General features: G+C 70.5%; 19 protein-coding genes. 11 read left to right on the plus strand and 8 right to left on the minus strand.

The window, feature by feature from the left end:
• Positions 1-157: 157 nt before the first annotated feature.
• Positions 158-1,387 (minus strand): DUF4241 domain-containing protein, encoded by a 1,230-nt coding sequence (locus AB5J53_RS30100; protein ID WP_369248753.1) that lies wholly within the window; start codon positions 1,385-1,387, stop codon positions 158-160.
• A 383-nt stretch (positions 1,388-1,770) separates the two neighbouring features.
• Positions 1,771-2,079 (minus strand): hypothetical protein, encoded by a 309-nt coding sequence (locus AB5J53_RS30105; RefSeq protein ID WP_369248754.1) that lies wholly within the window; start codon positions 2,077-2,079, stop codon positions 1,771-1,773.
• Between AB5J53_RS30105 and AB5J53_RS30110 the strand changes: the two genes are divergently transcribed.
• From AB5J53_RS30110 to AB5J53_RS30135, 6 genes are all read left to right on the plus strand, one after another.
• Positions 2,045-2,626, plus strand: coding sequence for a L,D-transpeptidase (locus AB5J53_RS30110; protein WP_369248755.1), 582 nt, complete (start codon positions 2,045-2,047; stop codon positions 2,624-2,626). The two genes, AB5J53_RS30105 and AB5J53_RS30110, sit on opposite strands and share 35 nt — an antisense overlap.
• Before the next feature lie 231 nt (positions 2,627-2,857).
• Positions 2,858-3,307: a hypothetical protein gene (locus AB5J53_RS30115; protein WP_369248756.1), complete on the plus strand. Its 450-nt coding sequence runs from the start codon at positions 2,858-2,860 to the stop codon at positions 3,305-3,307.
• A gap of 183 nt (positions 3,308-3,490) precedes the next feature.
• Entirely contained in the window at positions 3,491-4,108 is a 618-nt protein-coding gene (locus tag AB5J53_RS30120; protein ID WP_369252559.1) for an RNA polymerase sigma factor, read from the plus strand.
• Positions 4,109-4,168: 60 nt separating this feature from the next.
• Positions 4,169-5,011, plus strand: a complete 843-nt coding sequence (locus AB5J53_RS30125) for a hypothetical protein (protein ID WP_369248757.1) — start codon at positions 4,169-4,171, stop codon at positions 5,009-5,011.
• 427 nt (positions 5,012-5,438) lie between these two features.
• Complete coding sequence (locus tag AB5J53_RS30130) at positions 5,439-6,101, plus strand: RNA polymerase sigma factor (RefSeq protein ID WP_369248758.1); 663 nt, start codon at positions 5,439-5,441, stop codon at positions 6,099-6,101.
• Entirely contained in the window at positions 6,101-7,162 is a 1,062-nt protein-coding gene (locus AB5J53_RS30135; protein WP_369248759.1) for a hypothetical protein, read from the plus strand. The genes AB5J53_RS30130 and AB5J53_RS30135 overlap by 1 nt, the downstream gene beginning before the upstream one ends.
• Positions 7,163-7,580: 418 nt before the next feature.
• Here AB5J53_RS30135 and AB5J53_RS30140 read toward each other — a convergent pair whose 3' ends face one another.
• Positions 7,581-8,396 (minus strand): L,D-transpeptidase family protein, encoded by an 816-nt coding sequence (locus AB5J53_RS30140; RefSeq protein ID WP_369248760.1) that lies wholly within the window; start codon positions 8,394-8,396, stop codon positions 7,581-7,583.
• Positions 8,397-8,643: 247 nt separating this feature from the next.
• Here AB5J53_RS30140 and AB5J53_RS30145 point away from each other — a divergent pair, with 247 nt between their 5' ends.
• The 3 genes from AB5J53_RS30145 to leuE all read left to right on the plus strand — a co-directional run bounded on the left by AB5J53_RS30145 (position 8,644) and on the right by leuE (position 11,600).
• Positions 8,644-10,224, plus strand: a complete 1,581-nt coding sequence (locus tag AB5J53_RS30145) for a methylmalonyl-CoA mutase (protein ID WP_369248761.1) — start codon at positions 8,644-8,646, stop codon at positions 10,222-10,224.
• Positions 10,225-10,316: 92 nt separating this feature from the next.
• Positions 10,317-10,898, plus strand: a complete 582-nt coding sequence (locus AB5J53_RS30150) for a Uma2 family endonuclease (protein WP_369248762.1) — start codon at positions 10,317-10,319, stop codon at positions 10,896-10,898.
• A gap of 51 nt (positions 10,899-10,949) precedes the next feature.
• Positions 10,950-11,600 carry a leucine efflux protein LeuE gene (leuE, locus tag AB5J53_RS30155; RefSeq protein WP_369248763.1) on the plus strand — a complete coding sequence of 217 codons (651 nt, stop codon included), beginning with the start codon at positions 10,950-10,952 and terminating at the stop codon, positions 11,598-11,600.
• Here leuE and AB5J53_RS30160 read toward each other — a convergent pair.
• Positions 11,581-13,023 (minus strand): FAD-dependent oxidoreductase, encoded by a 1,443-nt coding sequence (locus AB5J53_RS30160; protein ID WP_369252561.1) that lies wholly within the window; start codon positions 13,021-13,023, stop codon positions 11,581-11,583. The two genes, leuE and AB5J53_RS30160, sit on opposite strands and share 20 nt — an antisense overlap.
• 105 nt (positions 13,024-13,128) lie before the next feature.
• Between AB5J53_RS30160 and AB5J53_RS30165 the strand changes: the two genes are divergently transcribed.
• On the plus strand, positions 13,129-13,779 hold the full coding sequence (locus AB5J53_RS30165) for a TetR/AcrR family transcriptional regulator C-terminal domain-containing protein (protein WP_369248764.1): 651 nt from the start codon (positions 13,129-13,131) through the stop codon (positions 13,777-13,779).
• A 326-nt stretch (positions 13,780-14,105) separates the two neighbouring features.
• Here AB5J53_RS30165 and AB5J53_RS30170 read toward each other — a convergent pair whose 3' ends face one another.
• The 4 genes from AB5J53_RS30170 to AB5J53_RS30185 form a co-directional block, all read right to left on the minus strand.
• A complete protein-coding gene (locus AB5J53_RS30170) occupies positions 14,106-15,029 on the minus strand; it encodes a class I SAM-dependent methyltransferase (protein ID WP_369248765.1) in 924 nt (307 codons plus the stop codon).
• 373 nt (positions 15,030-15,402) lie between these two features.
• Positions 15,403-16,584 (minus strand): acyltransferase family protein, encoded by a 1,182-nt coding sequence (locus AB5J53_RS30175; protein WP_369248766.1) that lies wholly within the window; start codon positions 16,582-16,584, stop codon positions 15,403-15,405.
• A complete protein-coding gene (locus tag AB5J53_RS30180) occupies positions 16,581-17,915 on the minus strand; it encodes an alpha-2,8-polysialyltransferase family protein (RefSeq protein ID WP_369248767.1) in 1,335 nt (444 codons plus the stop codon). The genes AB5J53_RS30175 and AB5J53_RS30180 overlap by 4 nt, the downstream gene beginning before the upstream one ends.
• Positions 17,912-18,892 carry a glycosyltransferase family 2 protein gene (locus tag AB5J53_RS30185; RefSeq protein WP_369252563.1) on the minus strand — a complete coding sequence of 327 codons (981 nt, stop codon included), beginning with the start codon at positions 18,890-18,892 and terminating at the stop codon, positions 17,912-17,914. The genes AB5J53_RS30180 and AB5J53_RS30185 overlap by 4 nt, the downstream gene beginning before the upstream one ends.
• A 198-nt stretch (positions 18,893-19,090) precedes the next feature.
• Here AB5J53_RS30185 and AB5J53_RS30190 point away from each other — a divergent pair, with 198 nt between their 5' ends.
• Complete coding sequence (locus AB5J53_RS30190) at positions 19,091-20,404, plus strand: DUF6716 putative glycosyltransferase (RefSeq protein ID WP_369248768.1); 1,314 nt, start codon at positions 19,091-19,093, stop codon at positions 20,402-20,404.
• The last annotated feature ends 3 nt before the right edge of the window (positions 20,405-20,407 follow it).

The following is a 20,407-nucleotide window of genomic DNA, read 5'->3' on the forward strand; positions in this document are numbered from 1 at the left end:
TTCCGCCCCGTGGCGGACGAGGTGCTGTGCCGAGGCTGCCGCCGTGCAGAGGCAACGGAAACGGGGAGCTCCCCGGCGGTCGCGTCCGTGGCGGCGGCCGTGCGGGGCGCGGCAGCAGTGCGTGCCCCGCTCCAGCAGTGAGTTGCTGGTCCGGTCGTCAGTCGCTCAGCAGTTCCTGGTGGCTCAGGATCAGCATGTCGGCGACCAAGCAGGTGACCTCGCCCTCCGCGTCGCGCCCGATCCACACCGGGTAGGTGCCGTCGCCCATGCCGCTCGGGTAGGCGATGAGGTTGCCGTCGGACTCCGGGTCCTGGAGGACGAGGATGCCGTCGGGATCGGCGTCCCGGGCGAGGGTGTTCCCGCGGCCGATGAGCCGCGGAGCCGCCGCCGCGTCGACGAAGCAGCCGGTGCCGCTGTCCACGCCGAAGCCGTAGAACTCGCCGTCCCTCAGGGTGCGCGGGTCCTCGTCGGGACGCAGGGCCAACTCCCACTCCACCGTGGGCTTTTCGGAGATGAGGACGCGTGCCGCGGTGTAGTCCTCCATGTGGAGCGGTGTGCCCTCGTACTCGCTCGCGTAGGACGCGGTCGCGATCTGCGTCGAGTAGTCACCGGGGCGCACGGCGACGGTGAAGGGCTTGCCGGGAGTGACCCAGTGTGGGTCGCAGGCGATGACCTGGCCTGTCGGGAGGCGCAGCACACCGGCGTCGATGATGCGCTCGACGGCGTACGGGCCCGCATCGCCCTCGTACGGCGGTGAGAAGCGCGTGCCGGGCGCGAACATCTCGTCGACGTGGCGGGGGCGCAAGGGGCTGGGCGGCTGCCAGTTCGCGGTGGCGAGGGGCGTCGGGTTCGTCTCGGGCGCCTCCCGGAGGGCGTCCGGGAACTGCCCGTCCGTCACGAGAGCCACCGTCCACTCCCAGGCGCCGAACTCGGGTGCTGGTACCCAGCGCTGTTCCTCCGGCATGTCGGCCAGGGTGTGCAGCGAGCCGCCCCCGCTTCCCTGCGGTTCGGACACCTTGCGGCCGCGACCGTCCGGGTAGAGGTCGACCCGGATCCGTCCCGCCTGCTCCGCGAACTCCGGCATGTCCTCCGTGTCGTACCGCCACCGCGCGACGTGCCGCAGGAAGAGGCGCTCGGGCTCCAGGCGCCGCAGATCGAACTCGCGGGTGCGCCGGCCCCGTTCGTCGTACGCCCAGACGCCGAAGTAGCCGTGCGCCCAGGCGATGTGCAGTACGGCGACGGGCTGCGGGCGGCCCTCCTCGCGCAGCACCACGGCGTACGGCTCGCCCGTCGCGTCCCGGTCCGAGGCCCGCTGTCTGCTCATCGGGCCGAGAACCGTACGGGACGCGGCGTCCCAGTCCTCCCCGTACGTCACATCGATGATCACGTCTCTCCCAGCGCGCCGACGCCCGGAACAGTTACACGCGGCGTGACCTCGGTACGGGGTGATCTCGGGAGCGAGCGGCGGCAACGCCCACGGTTCCAAGGTGCCGTTCAGCCACTCGGTCAGGGACGGTGGTCGGCGAGGGTGATTCGTCCATCAAAGTGAACGTGTGCCCGAAAGGTTCCCGCGCTCGCATCCCCTCGCGGGCCTGCTATATAACCGGGCCGATTCCGCCGAGCACTCATCGGCCGTGCCCTGGTTCCCCCTCACTCGAAGGGTCATTTCGTGCTGCCCTCGTCCCGTATGCGTAAGTTCTCCGCTGTTGCCGTGGCCGCGGCAACGGCCGGCGTGATGGTCTTGGTGTCCGCTTGTGGTCACCAAGGAGGTCAGGACGATCGCGGGGAGGGCGCGTCCGGCTCCGAGACCGTGAAGGCGGACGGGGTCGGCTCGTCCGCCGAGCCGAGCCGCTCGGCCAGTGCCTCCACGTCTCCGTCCGCCTCGGCCTCCGCCTCTGTCTCCAAGTCCCCGAAGCCTTCCGCCGGTACGTCCGGGTCGTCGGCCGGCGCCTCCCGCACCACGGCGGGCAGCGCCGGTACGGGTACCGGCACCGGGACGGGAACGGGGTCGACCGGCGCGGCAGCCGCCGCCCCGAACTTCCCCGTGCCGGTCAGCCCCGGCGACTCGACCCAGCTCATCACCGTCAAGTCGAACGGCTCGTACGCGACCGTGACCGCCTGGGCCAAGGGCAATTCCGGCTGGAAGGCGGTCCTGTCCGACGGTGCCGGGCGGGTCGGCTCCAACGGCGTCGTCGACGGGGCCACGAGGAGGCAGAGCACGTACACCACGCCCGCCGGGACCTACACGATCACCGAGGGGTTCGGGGTCGAGGCGGGCGGGACGAGCATGCCGTACACGCGGGTCAACTCGAGCCACTGGTGGGTGGAGGACCCGGAGTCGAAGTACTACAACTCCATGCACACCGCGGAGGGCGCCGACTTCCCGCTCACCGAGACCGGCGACCGGGGCAGCGAGCACCTCGTCAACTACCCGACCCAGTACGCCAAGGCGCTCGTCATCAACTTCAATCGCTGGCCGGCGACGCCCGGTCGCGGCGCCGGGATCTTCCTGCACGTCAACGGGCAGGGAGCGACGGCCGGTTGCGTCTCCGTGCCGCGCGCGACGATGGACCGGATCATGGCCTGGATCAAGCCGGGCGCGCATCCTCGGATCGCCATCGGTTGATCGCCCGGCCGGCAGAGCCGAGATGGTTCCTGAGCGCTCCGCGACGCCCGAGCGGAGCGAATGGTTGTACGACACCGAGAACCTCACCCCATGACGTTCGTCACGCGCGTCACGCGTGATGTTCGGCGTCCTCGTCCCGCTGGGTCTGGTGGACCGGGACGTGACCACGCCCCGGGCGTGTGCCCCGGATGTACGGGGTCATGTGGACATGGGGACAAGGGGCGGGGAGCCATGGAGGAGCGGACGCCGGCCGAGGTGTGGATGCGGCGGCACGCGGCACAGTTCGTGCGGCAGGTGACGGCGCGGAACCGACTGCCACTGGACTACTCCGTGAACAGCCTGCGGGTCGTCGACTTCATCGTCGACGGGCTGCGGAAGGGGAAGTCCGAGCGCGCCGACGTACAGCAGGTGCTGTTCGGGCTCGGTGCCTACACCGGCGAGGTGCTCGTGCGGCGCGCCGGGGCGCAGTGGGTCGAGTTCGACGCCGACCAGCGGGAACTGTTCGGCCAGCCCGTCGGCGTACGGATGGCGGACGGACGCGTGTGGAATCCGCTCGGCAAGGTCGTGAAGCGTTACGACGCGGGGGAGCGGGAGTCCCTGCGGATGTTCTATCTGCAGCTGCACGGGCGCGCGGCCCGACAGGCGGCCCGGCAGGTGGCTTTCGAGGGACGCTCCGCCTGAGCGACGCGTGAACGCGGTCGCGAGGGCGCGTGAGGTGTGAAGGAGGCGTGCGAGGCCATTGATGCGCCTGACGCTGTGACACTTCTGTGAGCTCTGACGCTGATGACCATGGGGGCGTTCGGATGCGGTCAGTCGCGCTGGACGGTGTGATTTCGGGCGAACTCGGTACGAAATAGGACAGTGTTGGGCCAGGGAGGGGAATCCCGCCGCGTGCAGGCGTACGACGGGGAACTGGGCGTGGCCGTCGCGCGGGCGCAGGACGGGGACGAGGCCGCCTTCGCGGTCGCGTACCGGATCGTGCAGCCCGGACTGCTCGGATATCTGCGCGGAATCGTCGGCGACGACGCGGAGGACGTGGCGTCCGACGCGTGGCTGGAGATAGCGCGGGATCTGGGACGGTTCCGCGGGGACGGCGCCGGGTTCCGCGGCTGGACCGCGACCATCGCCCGGCACCGGGCGCTGGACCATCTGCGGCGGCTGAAGGTACGGCCCCGGGGGACCACGATCGAACAGGACGTCCTGGAGCTGCCCGGCAGGCACAGCACGCACGACGAGGCGCTGGAGACCCTCTCCACGGAGTACGCCCTGGAGCTGGTCTCGCGGCTGCCGCGCGACCAGGCCGAGGCCGTGCTGCTGCGGGTCGTGGTCGGCCTCGACGGGCCGGCGGCGGCGCGGGTGCTGGGCAAGCGCCCGGGCGCGGTGCGCACCGCCGCCCACCGCGGCCTGAAGCGGCTCGCGCGCCAGCTCGGCGCCGAGGGTGTGACGGATGAGCGACCCCAGACGCTGGGGGAGTCGGGATGAACGGCAAGAAGTCTCCGAACGGCAGGACGCCGTCGGGCAGAGAGGGAAATGGAACCGGACATGGGTGAACGACACAGCGACGGCGGATCCCCCGACCGTCGGGTCGCGCACCCGGCGAGTTCCGGTCCCTTGAGTGAAGAGCCCGCCCAGAAGCTTCCGCGGACGCCGGATTCCCGGACCCCGGCTCCCCGGACCTCGTCCCCCCAGGCGCCCGCTTCGGACGTACCCGCGCTGGAAGTGCTGCTCGCCGCCGCCATGCGCGGCCGCGCGAACGACGCCCAGGCGGAGGCGCAGGCAGTAGCCGCTTTCCGTGCCGCGCGGGACGAGGGCGCGCACGCCGCGCGTACCCGGCGGCGGGACGACTGGCGACCGCGCGAGCAGCGGCGGGTGAGCCGCTCGCTGAAGGCCACGTTCGCCGTGCTGCTGGCGAGTGTGACGCTGGGCGGGGTCGCCGTCGCGGCCATCGGTTCGTCGTCGGACGACGACACGGACGACCGGGGCAGGAGCGGGACCCGGCCGTCGAGCAGTGCCCCGGACCGGTCCGCCTCCGAGTCCACGGAGCCCGCGGTTTCCGGTTCCGCCGCCCCCGCTGCCTCCCCGCAGGCAGACCCTTCCGCCCACCCCTCCCAGGCCCAGGACACCGAGGCCCACTGCCGCGCGTACGAATCGGTCAAGGGCCGGGGCAATGCGCTGAACTCGACGGCCTGGCAGCGGCTCATCACCGCAGCGGGCGGCGAGGAGAACGTCGCGGCTTACTGCGCCGAGCAGTTGGCCGAGGCCACCGAGCCGGCGGACACGAACACGAAGAAGGCGGACAGCACGCCGAGCCCGACCGCCACTTCCGCGGCCACCTCGGCGTCGTCACCGGTGCCCAAGCCGACGAAGTCCAGGGGCAAGCAGTAGATTTGTGGACCCGTAGAACCGGATCCAGGAACTTTCACGAGACTCGGCGAACCTTCACAAGTCTCGTCAGCGATCCTTCGGCGCGCCCACGCGCACCCTTCCGCCCTCGCCGATGGCAACGGCCGGGGCCGCCACCCCCCACAGGAGAGGCCCCGGCCGTCGCGCGGCACGGGCCGCGCGGCGGCCCGTACTCTCTACAGCGCCGCGGCTGCGTTTTGTGTCACACCTCGCTCCGTCACGAGGTAGTTGCATGCTGTACGAACATGGACGGGGAGCGGTTTCACGCCGTAACGTGCCTTTCGCGCCGCGGCGCGGACCAGGGCCGGACCAACGAAGGACCCACGACCGCAACCATCAATTGAACGACCACGATGGCGAGCAACCACGTCCGCGAGAGCGGTGCCGGTTCAGGCGCAGAGGGAGTGCGGTGCTGGGGGACGACGCGGAGCTGACCGCCGCGGTGCTTGCGGCACAGGACGGGGACGAGACCGCGTTCCGGACTGTGTACCGCGCGGTGCACCCACGGCTGCTCGGATATGTACGGACGCTGGTCGGCGACCCGGACGCGGAGGACGTCACGTCCGAGGCCTGGCTGCAGATCGCCCGGGACCTGGAGCGGTTCAGCGGCGACGCGGACCGGTTCCGCGGGTGGGCGGCCCGGATCGCCCGCAACCGCGCGCTGGACCACATACGAATGCGCGGGCGGCGCCCCGCGATCGGCGGCGACGAGACCGAACTGACCGGCAAGGCCGCCGAGTCGGACACCGCGGGCGAGGCCATCGAGTCGCTGGCCACCGACAGCACCCTCTCGCTCATCGCCCAGCTCCCGCAGGACCAGGCGGAGGCCGTCGTGCTGCGTGTCGTCGTCGGCCTCGACGCGAAGACCGCCGCCGAGACCCTCGGCAAGCGCCCCGGCGCCGTCCGCACGGCGGCGCACCGCGGTCTGAAACGGCTCGCGGAGCTGCTCGGCGAGGATCCGGAATCCGCCGGCGCACTCGGCGCCGTCCCCCCACAAAGAGGATCGCGCACACGCGCGGTGACGTCCGCCGGTGTGACGCATATGCGTTCGCGGACGCAGAAGGACATGTGATGGCCGACGAGCAGTACAGGTGGCTGGACCGCGATGCCGCGGAGCGTTTGCTGCGCGGAGAGCCGCTGGAAGCCGTCGACGCCGACACCCGCGAGCAGGCGGACCGACTCGCCGACGCGCTCGGTGCGCTGGCCGCCGAACCCGCGCTGAGCAGCGCCGAACTCCCCGGCGAGGCCGCCGCGTTGGCCGCGTTCCGCAAGGCGCGCACGGACGGGAACGGCGACGTCGCCCAGGTCGGACGCCGTGGCCTCGCGCACCCGGCGGCCCATGCTTCCGACGCCGGTCTGGTACGTCTCGGACACGCCGCCGGGAGCCGTCGCCGGGCCCGTTGGGGACGCCCCACCCGCTTCGGACTCGCCGCGGCGCTGGCCGCCGGCATGCTCGGCGGGGTCGCCGTAGCGGCCGGAACCGGAGCGCTGCCGACTCCGTTCAGTAATGAGCGACCGGCCCCCGCCGCCTCGGTCACGGCCGCCGGGACACCGGACCGACCGCTCGTCTCGCCGTCCCCCGGGGCCTCGGGGAACGGCGGCTCCCAGGCGCCGACGCCCGACGGCACCACGAGCGGCCCGTCCGGCGAGGGTTCGTCGAACGATGAGGCGGCCGGTGGCGCCGCGAGCGGGCAGCCGCGCTCGGACAGCACAGGGAAATCCGGCAGCACCCGCGAATGGTGGAGGCGTACCCGCTCGTCCTGCCGTGATGTCCTCGACGGCAAGGATCTGGACGCGGGCCGCAGGCGTGCCCTGGAGGACGCCGCGGGCGGCAGTGGCCGGGTGAGGACGTACTGCACCGGCATTCTGGGCCGGCTGGACGGCAGTTCCGGCGAGGGCCGCAACGGCGGCGACGACGGCGACGACAACAAGGGCTCGGACCATGGCGACCAGGGTGGTGACGACGACGGCAATCACATACTGCCGGGCGGCAGCGACCACCATGACAGCGGCGGCATCCTCACCCCGTCGCCCTCGGACCCGGCCCTGAGCCCGCTGCTGCCGAGGAAGACCATCACGACTCCGGCGCCGTCCCCGACGTACAGCGTGCTGACTCTTCTCGGCGGCAACTGAGTCGCGCGTCTCGTCGCCCACGGAGCGACGAGTCCCACCGGCCAATGAGCCGCGAGCCCGACCGGCTACTCAGTCATGAGCCCGACCGGCCGCGAGCCCGACCGGCTACTCAGCCATGAGCTCGACCGCCTACAGCTCCGCGAGCCCGCCCCGCCGCTCAGCCGCTCAGCCCATCAGCCACCGAACCGCATGGCACCCCGCTGACCTGCGGTTTCGTACTTCTTTGGATTTTCTTCGGCGCGGGTGTGACGTTTTCGGCCGCCGTGGCGCAGTAATGGGTGAGCCGACTGGTCATCGGCCGTCGCACGGAGCCGGGGTTCCCCCCGTACCTTGGCTCTGTGCAATTGGCGCGGGCGGGACACGTTCCCCCGGTCCCGCCCGCGCCCCACTCTCCTTCTCCGCTCTCCCGCCGGGTCGGTCACCAGTAGACGACGACCTTGTCCCCGTTGCGGACCTGCGCGAACAGCGCCGCGATCTTCCCCTCGTCCCGGACGTTGACGCAGCCGTGCGAGGCGCCGTAGTAGCCGCGGGCCGCGAAGTCCGAGGAGTAATGGACCGCTTGGCCGCCGCTGAAGAACATCGCGTAGGGCATGGACGTGTGGTAGATCGTCGACACGTGGTAACGCGACTTGAAGTAGACGCTGAACACACCTTCGCGGGTCGGCGTGTACTGCGAGCCGAACCGCACGTCCACGGTCGAGACCGTCCTCCCGTCGATCATCCAGCGCAGGGTGCGGCTCGTCTTGCTGATGCACAACACGCGGCCTGTCATGCAGCGCGGGTCCGGCCGCGCGGCCGGCTGCCCGCCGTAGGGGTACAGCTCCCAGTCGGCCGGCTTGTGCGTCATCCTCCGCAGCCGCTCCCAGGTGACGGAGTCCAGTTCGCCGGTGCGCGGCAACCCCCGTTTGCCCTGGAAGCCCTTCACCGCGTCGACCGTCGGGGCGTCGTACGTCCCTGTCGGCGCGGTGATGAGCCAGGCGACCTGGTGCAGCCGGGCCTGGACCTCCCGGATGTCGGTGCCCTTGTCGCCGCGGGACCACAGGACCTTGGCGGCGGGGGCGTCCGGCTTGCCGTCCTGGGGCGTCGAGGTGGACGTGGATGTCGGCGTCCGTGGGTGCTTGGCCGCAGGGCCGGTCCGCGCGGGCGGCGGCGTCTTTCCGTGCGCGCCCACGGCCTCGGCCGTACAGCCGCTCACCGCGACGAGAGCCGCGACGGCGGCCAGCGATCTCTTCATGCCTTTCGTCATACCTGTCGTACGCATCCGGACCCCCGTTTCGCCGATGTGTCACCTGAGATGCTCCCCGCGCGTGACCGGTTGCGAACTAGGCGGCATGGTGGAGAGCGAGACTGAAACAGGTCCGTGAACCGGTCTGTGAGGAAGGTCCCAGCGTGGGGCACTCCACCGGGCGCACGGCCGCCGCTACAGTCCGTCGCGAGGGTCGGGTCCTACTAGCAAGTAGCATCAGCGGGAGGCACAGCACATGGCGCGCGAATCCGAGTCCGGTCTGCCCATCGAACCGGTGTACGGGCCGGAGACTCTGGAGGGCTGGGACCCCGCCGAGAAGCTGGGCGCGCCGGGTTCGTACCCCTTCACCCGTGGCGTGTACCCGTCGATGTACACGGGCCGTCCGTGGACGATGCGGCAGTACGCCGGTTTTGGTACGGCCGTGGAGTCGAACGCCCGCTACAAGCAGCTGATCGCCAACGGCACGATGGGTCTGTCGGTCGCCTTCGACCTGCCGACCCAGATGGGTCACGACTCGGACGCCGCCATCGCGCACGGTGAGGTCGGCAAGGTGGGCGTGGCGATCGACTCGGTCGAGGACATGCGGATCCTGTTCGGCGGGATCCCGCTGGACAAGGTCTCCACGTCGATGACGATCAACGCGCCCGCCGCGCTGCTCCTGCTGATGTACCAGCTGGTCGGCGAGGAGCAGGGAGTGCCGGCCGACCAGCTGACGGGCACGATCCAGAACGACGTGCTCAAGGAGTACATCGCGCGCGGGACGTACATCTTCCCGCCGAAGCCCTCCCTGCGCCTGATCGCGGACATCTTCAAGTACTGCAAGGCCGAGATCCCGAAGTGGAACACGATCTCGATCTCGGGCTACCACATGGCGGAGGCGGGCGCGTCGCCCGCGCAGGAGATCGCGTTCACACTCGCCGACGGCATCGAGTACGTCCGTACGGCGGTCGCGGCCGGCATGGACGTGGACGACTTCGCCCCCCGTCTCTCCTTCTTCTTCGTCGCCCGTACGACGATCCTGGAGGAGGTCGCCAAGTTCCGTGCCGCGCGCCGGATCTGGGCCCGGGTGATGAAGGACGAGTTCGGCGCGAAGAACCCCAAGTCCCTGATGCTGCGCTTCCACACGCAGACGGCGGGCGTGCAGCTGACGGCACAGCAGCCGGAGGTGAATCTGGTCCGCGTCGCCGTCCAGGGCCTGGCCGCGGTGCTCGGCGGCACGCAGTCCCTGCACACGAACTCCTTCGACGAGGCGATCGCGCTGCCGACCGACAAGTCCGCGCGCCTGGCCCTGCGTACGCAGCAGGTCCTGGCGTACGAGACCGATGTCACCGCCACCGTGGATCCCTTCGCGGGCTCGTACGTCATCGAGAAGATGACGGACGAGGTGGAGGAGGCCGCTGTCGAACTCATGGCCAAGGTCGAGGACTTGGGCGGCGCGGTCAACGCGATCGAGCACGGCTTCCAGAAGTCGGAGATCGAGCGCAGCGCCTACCGCATCGCCCAGGAGACCGACTCCGGCGAGCGGGTCGTGGTCGGTGTCAACCGCTACCAGCTCGACGAGGAAGAGCCCTACGAGCCCCTCCGCGTCGACCCGGCCATCGAGGCCCAGCAGGCCGAACGCCTCGCCAAGCTCCGCGCGGAGCGCGACCAGGCGGCGGTCGACGCCGCCCTGGCCGACCTGAAGAAGGCGGCCGAGGGCACGGACAACGTCCTCTACCCCATGAAGGACGCCCTCCGCGCCCGCGCGACGGTGGGCGAGGTGTGCAACTCGCTGCGGGAGGTTTGGGGGACTTACGTGCCTTCGGATGCCTTCTGAGCTGGGCAATTACTCCGTATGAGTGATCAGGGGCGAAAGCGGAACGCCCCCGGTTAGGCTCATGAAGAGTGACCCCTGAAAAGGAGGATGCCGTGGCTGTACTGCAACACGAGATGACGTTGGGCGAAGCCGCCGACCTGCTCTCCCATGCACTGCCTGGGCACCGCGTGGAGATTCTCCAGGGGAGGCTCACTGTGACACCGCCGCCGGACGGCTCGCACGCGCTGTCGTTGTCCTGGCTGGTCGTAGCGTTCGACAGGGCAGGGGCACGTGAGGCCGGGCTCAGATATGTCCAGGGCATCGGCCTGTGGCTGCCCACCTTGGCGGACGACTTCGCGATCCCCGATTTCTCCGTCGTCGACGCGGACTTCCGCGACGCCCTCGTCCAGAAGAACTGCTACGCCCCCAACGTTTTCCGCCTGGTCGTGGAAGTGACGTCGTCGAACTGGTCCGACGACCTCGGACCCAAGGTCGAGAGCTACGCCGAGGCCGGTGTCCCCGTCTACGTCGTGGCCGACCGTAAGCACGACGAGGTGCTCCTCTACCAGGACCCGGCCGACGGGAAGTACCCTGTGCCCCAGCGTTACAAGCGGGGCCAGAGCGTGCCGGTTCCGGAGTCCGTGGGTGTCACCCTGGAGCTCTCCGTGGACACCCTGCTCGACGGCGAAGACTGACCGGCGATACACGTAGGTGGAGTGTCGCCCCCCTATGCGACACTCCACCTCATGCTTGGTGTCACCGACCTCCCCACCTATCTCGCAGGCCTGGTCCTGATCGTCCTGCTCCCCGGCCCGAACTCGCTGTACGTGCTCTCGGTCGCGGCCCGCCGGGGCATCCGTGCCGGGTACACGGCAGCCGCGGGCGTCTGGTGCGGGGACACCGTGCTCATGACACTGTCGGCGGCCGGAGTCGCTTCGCTCTTGCAGGCGAACGCCGTGTTGTTCGGGATCGTGAAGTACGCGGGGGCCGGGTATCTGACATGGCTCGCGGTCGGGATGCTGCGGGCCGCGTGGGGGATGTGGCGGACGCGGCGGGAGCGGGCGGCGGAGAGCGAAGAGCCCGTGACCGCCACCGAGGAGCGGCCCTTCCGGCGGGCGCTCGTCGTCAGTCTGTTCAACCCCAAGGCGATCCTGTTCTTCGTCGCCTTCTTCGTGCAGTTCGTGGACCCGGGATACGCCTACCCGGCCCTCTCCTTCGTCGTCCTCGGCGCCTTCGCCCAGCTGGCGAGCTTCCTTTACCTCACCGCGCTGATATTCAGCGGTACGAGGCTGGCGGCGGCCTTCCGTCGGCGCAAGCGGCTCTCCGCGGGCGCCACGACCGCCGCGGGCGCCCTCTTCCTGGGCTTCGCCGTGAAGCTCACGCTGGCCAGCGCCTAAGACTCGCCGGCGCCTGGGCGACGCCCACGCGGGTCGCGTACTCCGCCAGTCCCTCCGCAGTCGCGCCCGCCCAGCCGACGTAACCGTCGGGCCGGACGAGGAAGACCCCGGCCCCGTACGCCTCGTAGGCGGGGATCCGCACCGTGTGGACAGCGGGGAGCGGTGGCAGGTCCTCGGCCGTGGCGACCGTCACCAGCGTCCAGTGCGGCCCCCGGAACGCGTCGAAGAGACGTACGCCGGCGCGGACGCCGTCCGGGGCGCGGTCGCCCGCGTGCAAGGCCTCGTCCGGCAGGCCCGCGCGGGTCTCCACCGCGAGTGAGCGGCCCCGGTAGCCGAGCCCGAGCTGCTGGGTGGCCGCGCCGCGCCGGACATCGCCCCGATGGACCTGGGTGGTCAGGCCGAGCATGGCGGCGGCGTTGGGCAGCCGCTCCTCCTCGTAGGAGTCGAGGAGGGACTCGGGGGCCCCGTCGCGCAGCACCGCGCCGAGCTTCCAGCCCAGGTTGTACGCGTCCTGGACGCTGGTGTTGAGGCCCTGGCCCCCGGCGGGCGAGTGGACGTGCGCCGCGTCCCCGGCGAGGAACACCCGTCCCGCACGGAAGCGGTCCGCCAGCGCGGCCCGCGGCCGGAAGTCCGAGGCCCAGCGCACCTCGGTCACGTCGTCGGGGGAGAGGTGCGAGCGCGCGGCGACGACCTTGCGGATGCCGTCGAGGGAGAGGTCGACGTCCGTGCCCTCCGGGAACTGGGCCACGACCTGGAAGTCCTCCGTGCCGGCCAGCGGGAAGACCGCGAGGAAACCGTCGCCGTCCCCGCGCGGCGGGAAGACGTGCACGTTGTCGCGGTCCAGGCCGGTGATCCGGACGTCCGCCACCAGCATCGGGTTCGGGTCGACCGTCTCTCCCGTCATGCCGATCCCCAGGGTGCGGCGCACGGTCGAGCGGCCGCCGTCCGCGGCGACGGCGTACCGCGCGCGGACCGGGGCGCCGGAGGCGAACTCCACGGTCACGCCGTCCTCGTGCTGCGTGAGACCGACGACCTCCCGCCCGAAGGCGACCCGCCCGCCGAGTTCCGCCAGCCGCGCGAACAGAATCTCCTGGGTGCGCCACTGCGGCACCATCCACGGTTCGGCGTACGGCGAGTCGCCGCTCGTCTCGACCGGGTCGAACATCTGGTGCTCGCCCAGGCGCTTGCCGTCCTGCCAGATCATCCCGACCGGGTAGGGGCCGCCCGCCGCGCGGATCGCGTCCAGCACGCCGAGGTCGTCGAAGACCTCCATCGTGCGCGGCTGGATGCCCTTGCCGCGCGACCCGGGGAACAGCCTCTCGGCCCGTTCCACGACCAGGGCGTCCACCCCACGCCGTGCGAGGTCGACGGCGAGGGCGAGGCCTGTGGGGCCTGCGCCGACGACGAGCACGTCGGTGTTCACGACCGCGTCTGTGTTCCTGATTCCGTCCGTGTCCACGCCAGCCTCCTTAACGCTGTTAAGTTCCATGCCGCCGAGCATGCCCTTAACGGCGTTAAACTGTCAAGCGTGGTTACCCAGAGATCCCCCAAACTGGACAAGAAGCAGGTCGTCGAGACCGCCCTGCGCCTGCTGAACGAGGTCGGTCTCGACGGCCTCACGCTCCGGGCGATCGCCAAGGAGCTGAACGTCCAGGCACCCGCGCTCTACTGGCACTTCAAGAACAAGCAGGAGCTGCTGGACGAGATGGCGACGCAGATGTACCGCCGGATGGTCGAGGACGCGCCGCCCGCCCCCGACGCCACCTGGCAGGAGCGCCTCCTGACGGCCAACCGCGGACTGCGTGCCGCGCTGCTGAGCTACCGCGACGGCGCGAAGGTCTTCAGCGGCTCCCGTTTCACCGGCACCCTGCACGCCTTCGAGATGGAGCGGACCCTGCGCCTCTTGACGGAGGCCGGCTTCACCCTCGCCCAGGCGGTCCGCGCGACGACGACCGCGTACATGTACACCCTCGGCTTCGTCACCGAGGAGCAGGGCGTCCAGCCCCTGCCGGGCGAGCGCCGCGAGGGCTACGACGTCGACGAACGCGCCCGCCGGATGGCCGACTTCCCGCTGTCGGCCGCGGCGGGCGCGGAGATCTTCGAGGACTACGACCGGCACTTCGAGGACGGGCTGGCCCTGGTGATCGCGGGGACCGAGGCGCGATACGGGGTCGGCTGAGCCGACCGCCGTCGCGCGTTCGACCGCCGCGTGGCCGAGCGCCCCAGCCGCGGCGGCCGTTGCGTGCCCGAGCGCCGTAGTCGTGGCGGGTGTTGTGTGGCCGAGCGCCGTAGTCGTGGCGGGTGTTGTGTGGCCGAGCGCCGTAGTCGTGGCGGGTGTTGCGTTGCCGAGCGCCGTAGTCGTGGCGGGTGTTGTGTGGCCGAGCGCCGTAGTCGTGGCGGCCGTTGCGATGCCGACCGCCGTAGCCGTGGCGGGTTTGCGTGGCCGAGCGCCGCAGCCCCGACGACCGGCGCTCGGCAGGTCGCCCCGCCGGTCGCCCCCCTATGTCAACGCGCCCCCGAATCCCTGCCCGCGCGGGCGCCGCGGATCGCGCGGGTGAGGACGGGCGGCAGCAGGTCGGCGGCTATGCGACGGCTGCGGCTGCGGCGCGGGACGGCGGGCCTGCCCGGCCGGGTGAGGGCCTGGTCCACGGCGGGGTCGGGCCCGCTCGCGTGGCGGGACGGCGGGAAGGGCGGTGCCTGCATGCCCTTCTTGGACTTGAGGCGGACGATGCGGTGTCCGGCCGCCTGCTGGACGCTCAGGTGGCAGTCCTCGCGTTCGCGCACCGCCGCCAGCAGCTCCTCCTGCACGGGCCCGGGGTCGTCCCAGGTCCCGTACAGCTTCTGCGTGCTCAGGCAGATCGGGTGCAGGCCCCTGGTGAGCACCGCCTCCCAGGCGGCCACGGAGACGCCGGGCGTGTGTTCCGAGCGGAAGTCGTCCAGGACGACGACTCCGCCGGGCAGCAGCGCGTCGCGGGCGGCGCCGATGTCGTCGTACACGTGCTCGTAGAGGTGTGAGGCGTCGATGTGGACGAACCGGCAGGAGCCGGGGGCGACCTCCGCCGGGACCACGCTGCTGGGGCCCTGCAGGACTCGGGGCAGCGCGTCGTGGAAGGAGAGGTAGTTCTCCTCGAAGGCCCGTCGGGTGAGCGCGCCGTACGACTTCGTCGACTCCGCCTTGTTGGCGTCGTCCGGGGCGGAGCCCTCGAAGAGGTCGCACACCGTGTACCGCTCGTCGTCCTGGAGATGGCGGCCGAGGAAGATCGCGCTCTTGCCCATGTACACACCGACTTCCAGCAGATCACCCCGCATTTCCGATGACTTCTGCCGGCCCAGGAACCATTCGAAGAGCGTCTGGTCGAGAACGGGGAACCAGCCGGGTACGTCGTCGAGCCGACGGGGCGGGCGGGTCGTGTCTGGTACGAGGGTCATATGGAGAGAGCACTCCCTTGTACGGACGGGCCTGTGCGGGACGGGCCTGTACGGACGAGCTCGCGTGGACGAGCCTGTGCGGAACTCCTCGGCGTCTGCCCGACGACGGGTGCCCAAACGGGCGACCAGGTGAACGGGAAACCAATTCCTGTGCGTCGCTTGTGAGGCGTCGGGGGTGCGGGCTCTGGGTTTTCGCCCCCTCCGCCCCTACCCGTCCCGTACCTGGGGGCTGCGCCCCCAGACCCCCGCTAAAAGATTGCGCAGTTCCCCGCGCCCCTTTTAGGGGCGCGGGGAACTGCGCGAACAACCCCCACCCACCCGCAGCCGAAAGGCTGGTCGGGACGGGCAGGGGCGGAGGGGGCGAAAAACCGCTCTATGGCCGCGGCTTCGACAGGGCCGTACGCAGCTTCGGTGTGAGCCACTCCTCCACGTAGCGGTTCAGCAGCCAGGCCAGGAGGAGCATGGTGGCGACCGTCAGCAGGAACGTGCCGTAGGACGGGATGTGCAGGGTCTGGTGGTACGCCTTGATGACGACCCAGCCCAGGTGTTCGTGGACCAGGTAGAAGGGGTACGTCAGGGCGCCGGCGACGCTGAGCCAGCGCCAGTTCGCCCAGTTCAGCCAGCCGAGTGCGATGGCGGCCACCGCCACATAGCCGAGCGTGACGACGAGCATGATGCCGAACGACGTGCGGTAGGAGAAGAAGTCCGGGTTCGGGGCGTGCCACAGCTTCACCACGGCGTAGTGCTGGCCGATCAGCCAGCTCACGCCGACGATGCCCCAGGCGTAGGCGTCCCGCCGGTCGCGGTGGATCAGGTAGAGGCCGACACCGCCGATGAAGTACGAGGCGTACTCCGGCATGAGGACGATGTTCAGCAGGGGCTCGTTCGCGGCCTGCGCGAACGCGGCCGCCAATGTCCAGCCCGCGCAGAAGAGGATCACTCGCTGCCGGTTGGCGCCCGGCAGGACGATGCACAGGGCGAAGAGGGCGTAGAAGCGGACCTCGGCCCACAGCGTCCAGCAGACGCCCAGCACCCGGTCCACGCCCAGGGGTTGCTGGAGCATCGTCAGGTTCGCCAGCGCGTCGCTCGGCGAGACCGCCTTGTACGCGACCACGGGCAGCGCGAACACCGCCGTCACGATGATGATCGCCGCCCAGTACGCGGGGAGCAGACGGGAGGCGCGGGAAGCGAAGAACGAACGCAGGGGCCGGCCCCAGCCGCTCATGCAGATCACGAAGCCGCTGATCACGAAGAAGACCTGGACGCCCAGACACCCGTAGGCGAAGTACGAGTGCAGCATGGGGAACTGGTGCTTCGCGGAACTGCCCCAGGCCTGCGCGACCTCGCCGTCGCGGCCGCCGTAGTGGTACGCGGCGACCATCAGCGCGGCGATGAGCCGCAGTCCGTCGAGCGCACGCAGCCGTGGCGCGTGCGCCCGGGGCAGTATCCGGGGCGGGACCGCGTCCGCACCGGCTTCCGGCGCGGACTTCGGGAGCGAGGTGTCCGCCGGGGCGGATGCGGAGGTGGCGGCCGAAGCCGCGGCGGAGGCCGTCATCCGAGCGTCGCCCGCTTCAACGACCGGGCGCGGCGCGCCACTCGGCGTACCGTCGCGTTGCGCGGAATGAAGGCGAGCTGCGAGGGGACCGCGCCGGGCAGCGCCAGCGAGGTGAGCCGTCGACGCTTGAAGTACCGCCAGGTGTGCTGGTTCAGATGGTGCGTCAGATAGTCCTCGGCGGCCTTGCGCAGGTCCGGGTAGATCTTCGGCTGCATGGCGAATCCAACGGCTCGTACGAGTCCGGTCAGGGCGGTGACGTCCAGGCCGCGCCGCTGCTCGGTGACCGCCGCCTTGTCGGACAGCTCGGGCAGCAGGGCGTCCACGATCGTCACGGGGATGCGGTTGCTGTTCTCGTAGGGCGTGAGGCGGTCGAGGAGCGACTCGGTGCCGATGCGGGCCACCGGCAGGCCGTACAGCGCGGACGCGGTGAGCAGCGCGGTGGAGAAGCAGCCGACGACCAGGGCGGGGCGCATCCGCTGGTAGAGCACCTCGGCGAGGACCGGGGTGTCAAGGACGGTGAGGTCGGCACCGAGCCTCTCGGCCTCCTTCTCCAGCATCCGCGACCAGCGGGCCGGGGCCGAGGGGTGCGGCTTGAACACCACGCGGGTGTGGCCGAGCGCGAGGGCGCCCTTCAGCATCCGTACGTGGAGGTTCTCCTCCTCCTCGGCGGTGAGGATGTCAAGGGCGGAGAGGTACTGGCCGAGCAGCAGCGCCGGTTCGTCGATCGACGGCAACTCGTCGCCGGTGTCGACGAGTTCGGCGAGCACCTTCACGAACGCGTCCGTCGGTACGATCTCCGGCTCGACATCGAACTCCGTGAGGAGCAGCGGCTTGAGACCGGGGACCAGGTCCAGGTGGAGCAGGCGGTCCACCCGGGTGCCGACCAAAGGGTCGATCTTGTTGCGGGTGGGGCCGTAGCTCATCAGACCGTCGGCGTACACGGTGACGGGCGCGCCGGTGAAGATCTGCGAGATGCCGAGCGCCGGGTTCACCTGGATCGACTCGACGGCCAGCTCGATGTCGTCGTCGCCGAGGTTCCAGGCGAGCCGCAGATGCCGCTCCCACAGGGGCACGTCGTCGAGCCGCGGGGCCCAACCGCCCGGGTGGAAGGGCGAGATGGTCTCGTTCCACGAGATCACGTCGTCGAAGCGGCCGCGCAGCCGCTCGAAGCCGGGCATCTCGTCCACGCCGGGCGTCGTCTCGGGTGTCGCCGAGTTGTTGGAGACGAGCAGGATGCGCCGGTCGGCCGGCGCGAAACACTCGGTGTCCAGGGCGGCGGCGAGCGTCGCCGTGCCGTACAGCGTGGACGCCATGAAGATCTGGGTGGTCACGCGGCCACCCCCGCGGCCGCGGCGGGGCGGCGGCGCAGTCGGCGCAGGCGCGTGGCGCGCTGGACGTCCATCGAGTCGAGGGCGTCGTCGAGCACGTCCTGCGGCATGCGTCGCAGGGCGACCGCGCTCATCGACTTGAGTTTCCGTGCCACCGCTGGCTCGAACCTTTCGATGGATCCCAGGTGATGGGAAATAATCGCGCAATACGTGCGCACGGCTTTGGGCAGGAGTTTTTCCGCGTCACGATCCGTGGCGGTTTCGGCCACCACCTGGTCGAACGCGCGAATGAAATCGAGCTGACGCACGTCACCGATCTGGGTGAGAGAGGAGGCTACGCCACGCCGGTAGAACACGCCGAGCAGCCCCACCGTGGCGAAGGATTCCGCCTCCCGGTGCAGCTTCCAGATCCACGGCCGGTCCTCGGCCGTACGCAGCCCGTCGGTGAAGTGGAGCAGGCCGCGGTCGACCAGCCGGCGGTGATAGATGCCCGCCCAGGCGTAGGCGTAGTCGACGGAGGTGGACCGGTCGGCGGGCAGGATCGCGTCGCGCGGACGCATCACCACTCCCCGGCGGCCGTGCGGAACGCGGTGGATGGTGCGGGCGCGGGCGGTGCACTGGACATGGTCCGTACGGACGAAGTCGCAGCCCAAGTCCTCGATGGAGGCGAGGAGCTGCTCGTAATAGCCGGGGGCGAGCCAGTCGTCCCCGTCGAGGAACGTGAGGTAGTCGCCGCGCGCCTTGTCGATCCCGGTGTTGCGCGCGGTGGCCAGTCCTCCGTTCTTCTCGTGTCTGACATACACCGCACCCGGGAGCTCGCGCTCCGCGCGCGCGAGAATGTCCGGTGTCTCGTCGCGCGAGCAGTCGTCGACGAGAATGAATTCGAAGTCTGCGCGGGCGTTCGCACGCAGGCTCTTCAGGGTGTCGGGTGCGTATTGCTGCACGTTGTAGAACGGCACGATGACGGAGAGCTTGACCACCCACGTGACGTTAGGCGGCGGCCCGTCATTCGTCTTGACCGGCGGCTTGATGTCAGGTGAACGGCGCGTGGCGAAGCTGTGAACCGGGCTATTTTCCTGTGCCCAAGCGGCCCGATTCGCCATTCGTCGATGTGCTGTTAACCCTTTGTTGCATTCGGGTTGGGCCGCAACTCGAAATACCTTCCTAGCGTCTTGGACGTGCCAGCAAGTACCACGAAGTCCCTGCGGGTCGCCGTCCTCGCGGATTCCGATACTCGGTGGAAATGGGGTTCGCTCACCGCGAATCGTATTTCTCCTACTGAATCGGACATTCGCCTCGACGGATTCCTCCTGCGCGGCCGTGCCACTCCCACCGCCCGTCAGCTCGAAGAAGTCGGCGTCCGCGCGGATTCCCTCCGCGAGGTCACTGCCGTCGAATTCCTGCGCGAGATGGCGAAGGAGCAGTACGACGTACTGGTCCTCGCCCTCGTCGGCGGCGCCGTCCAGGCGATGCTGCATGGCCTGGCACACGCCTGGCAGGGGCGTGAGAAGCGGCCCGTGGTCGTCACCGGCTATGTCGGCGTCGTCTACGAGAAGCTCGCCGACGGTCTGCTGCTTCGGCACGGCGCGGACCTCGTCCTCGCCAACTCCCGCCAGGACGCGGACCGTTTCCGGGCCGTATACGAGGGAGTCGGCGCCGACGCCTCGTCGGTGACCGAGGTCGCGCTGCCCTTCCTGGGCGGCGAGGCGTACCCCGCCGGGGGGCACGACCCGTACACGGTCGTGTTCGCCGCCCAGCCCTCCGTACCGGAGAGCCGCAAGGACCGTACGTACCTGCTGAACCGGCTGATCCAGCACGCACGGCTGCACCCGGACCGCGAGGTCCTGCTGAAGCTGCGCTCCAAGCCGGGCGAACACACCACGCACATCGAGGAGCTGCCCTACCAGAAGCTGGTGCAGAAGGCGGACCCGCCGGCCAACTTCCGCCTGGTCTACGGGCACATGGGCGAGGTCCTCGACCGCACCGACCTGCTGGTCACCATCAGCTCCACGGCGGCCCTGGAGTCCCTGCACCGTCGGGTCCCCACCGTCGTCCTGAGCGACCTCGGGGTGCGCGAGGCGCTCGGCAACCACCACTTCGTGGGCTCCGGCTGCCTCGCCTCCTGGGACCAGCTCGACGCCGGTCACCGGCCCTCGCCCGACGCGTCGTGGGTGGCCCGGCAGGGCGTCGCCGCCGACGGGTCGTACGAGACGGCCTTCGACGTGGCCCGGTTCCGCATCACCGAGCTGCTGGAAGCGGACAAGCTCCCGGCCCTCGCCCCCTACTACACGCCCGTCACCGCGCCCGGCTATCTGCCCGGCATCCTCGCCCGCCACCACCTCGGCCCGGACGGCAGCCCGCTGCCCGGCGCGCCCGCGGCGGACAAGGAGCCCAGCCCCGTACGGCAGATCGTGCGCAGGGCGGCCCGCGGCGCCTACCGCCACGGCGTCCAGCGGGTGGCACCGGTGATCCGGCGGATGGGCGAGCTGTGAGCG

Origin of the sequence: Streptomyces sp. R41 (assembly GCF_041053055.1) — a bacterium.
Lineage (GTDB): Bacteria > Actinomycetota > Actinomycetes > Streptomycetales > Streptomycetaceae > Streptomyces.

Excerpts from the sequence above, each read along its gene's own strand:
- AB5J53_RS30145 (WP_369248761.1), top strand. The coding sequence starts at position 8,644 with ATGGCGCGCGAATCCGAGTCCGGTCTGCCCATCGAACCGGTGTACGGG.
- leuE (WP_369248763.1), top strand. The coding sequence starts at position 10,950 with ATGCTTGGTGTCACCGACCTCCCCACCTATCTCGCAGGCCTGGTCCTG.
- AB5J53_RS30175 (WP_369248766.1), bottom strand. The coding sequence starts at position 16,584 with ATGACGGCCTCCGCCGCGGCTTCGGCCGCCACCTCCGCATCCGCCCCG.
- AB5J53_RS30135 (WP_369248759.1), top strand. The coding sequence starts at position 6,101 with ATGGCCGACGAGCAGTACAGGTGGCTGGACCGCGATGCCGCGGAGCGT.
- AB5J53_RS30170 (WP_369248765.1), bottom strand. The coding sequence starts at position 15,029 with ATGACCCTCGTACCAGACACGACCCGCCCGCCCCGTCGGCTCGACGAC.
- AB5J53_RS30115 (WP_369248756.1), top strand. The coding sequence starts at position 2,858 with ATGGAGGAGCGGACGCCGGCCGAGGTGTGGATGCGGCGGCACGCGGCA.
- AB5J53_RS30140 (WP_369248760.1), bottom strand. The coding sequence starts at position 8,396 with ATGAAGAGATCGCTGGCCGCCGTCGCGGCTCTCGTCGCGGTGAGCGGC.
- AB5J53_RS30125 (WP_369248757.1), top strand. The coding sequence starts at position 4,169 with ATGGGTGAACGACACAGCGACGGCGGATCCCCCGACCGTCGGGTCGCG.
- AB5J53_RS30105 (WP_369248754.1), bottom strand. The coding sequence starts at position 2,079 with ATGAGCTGGGTCGAGTCGCCGGGGCTGACCGGCACGGGGAAGTTCGGG.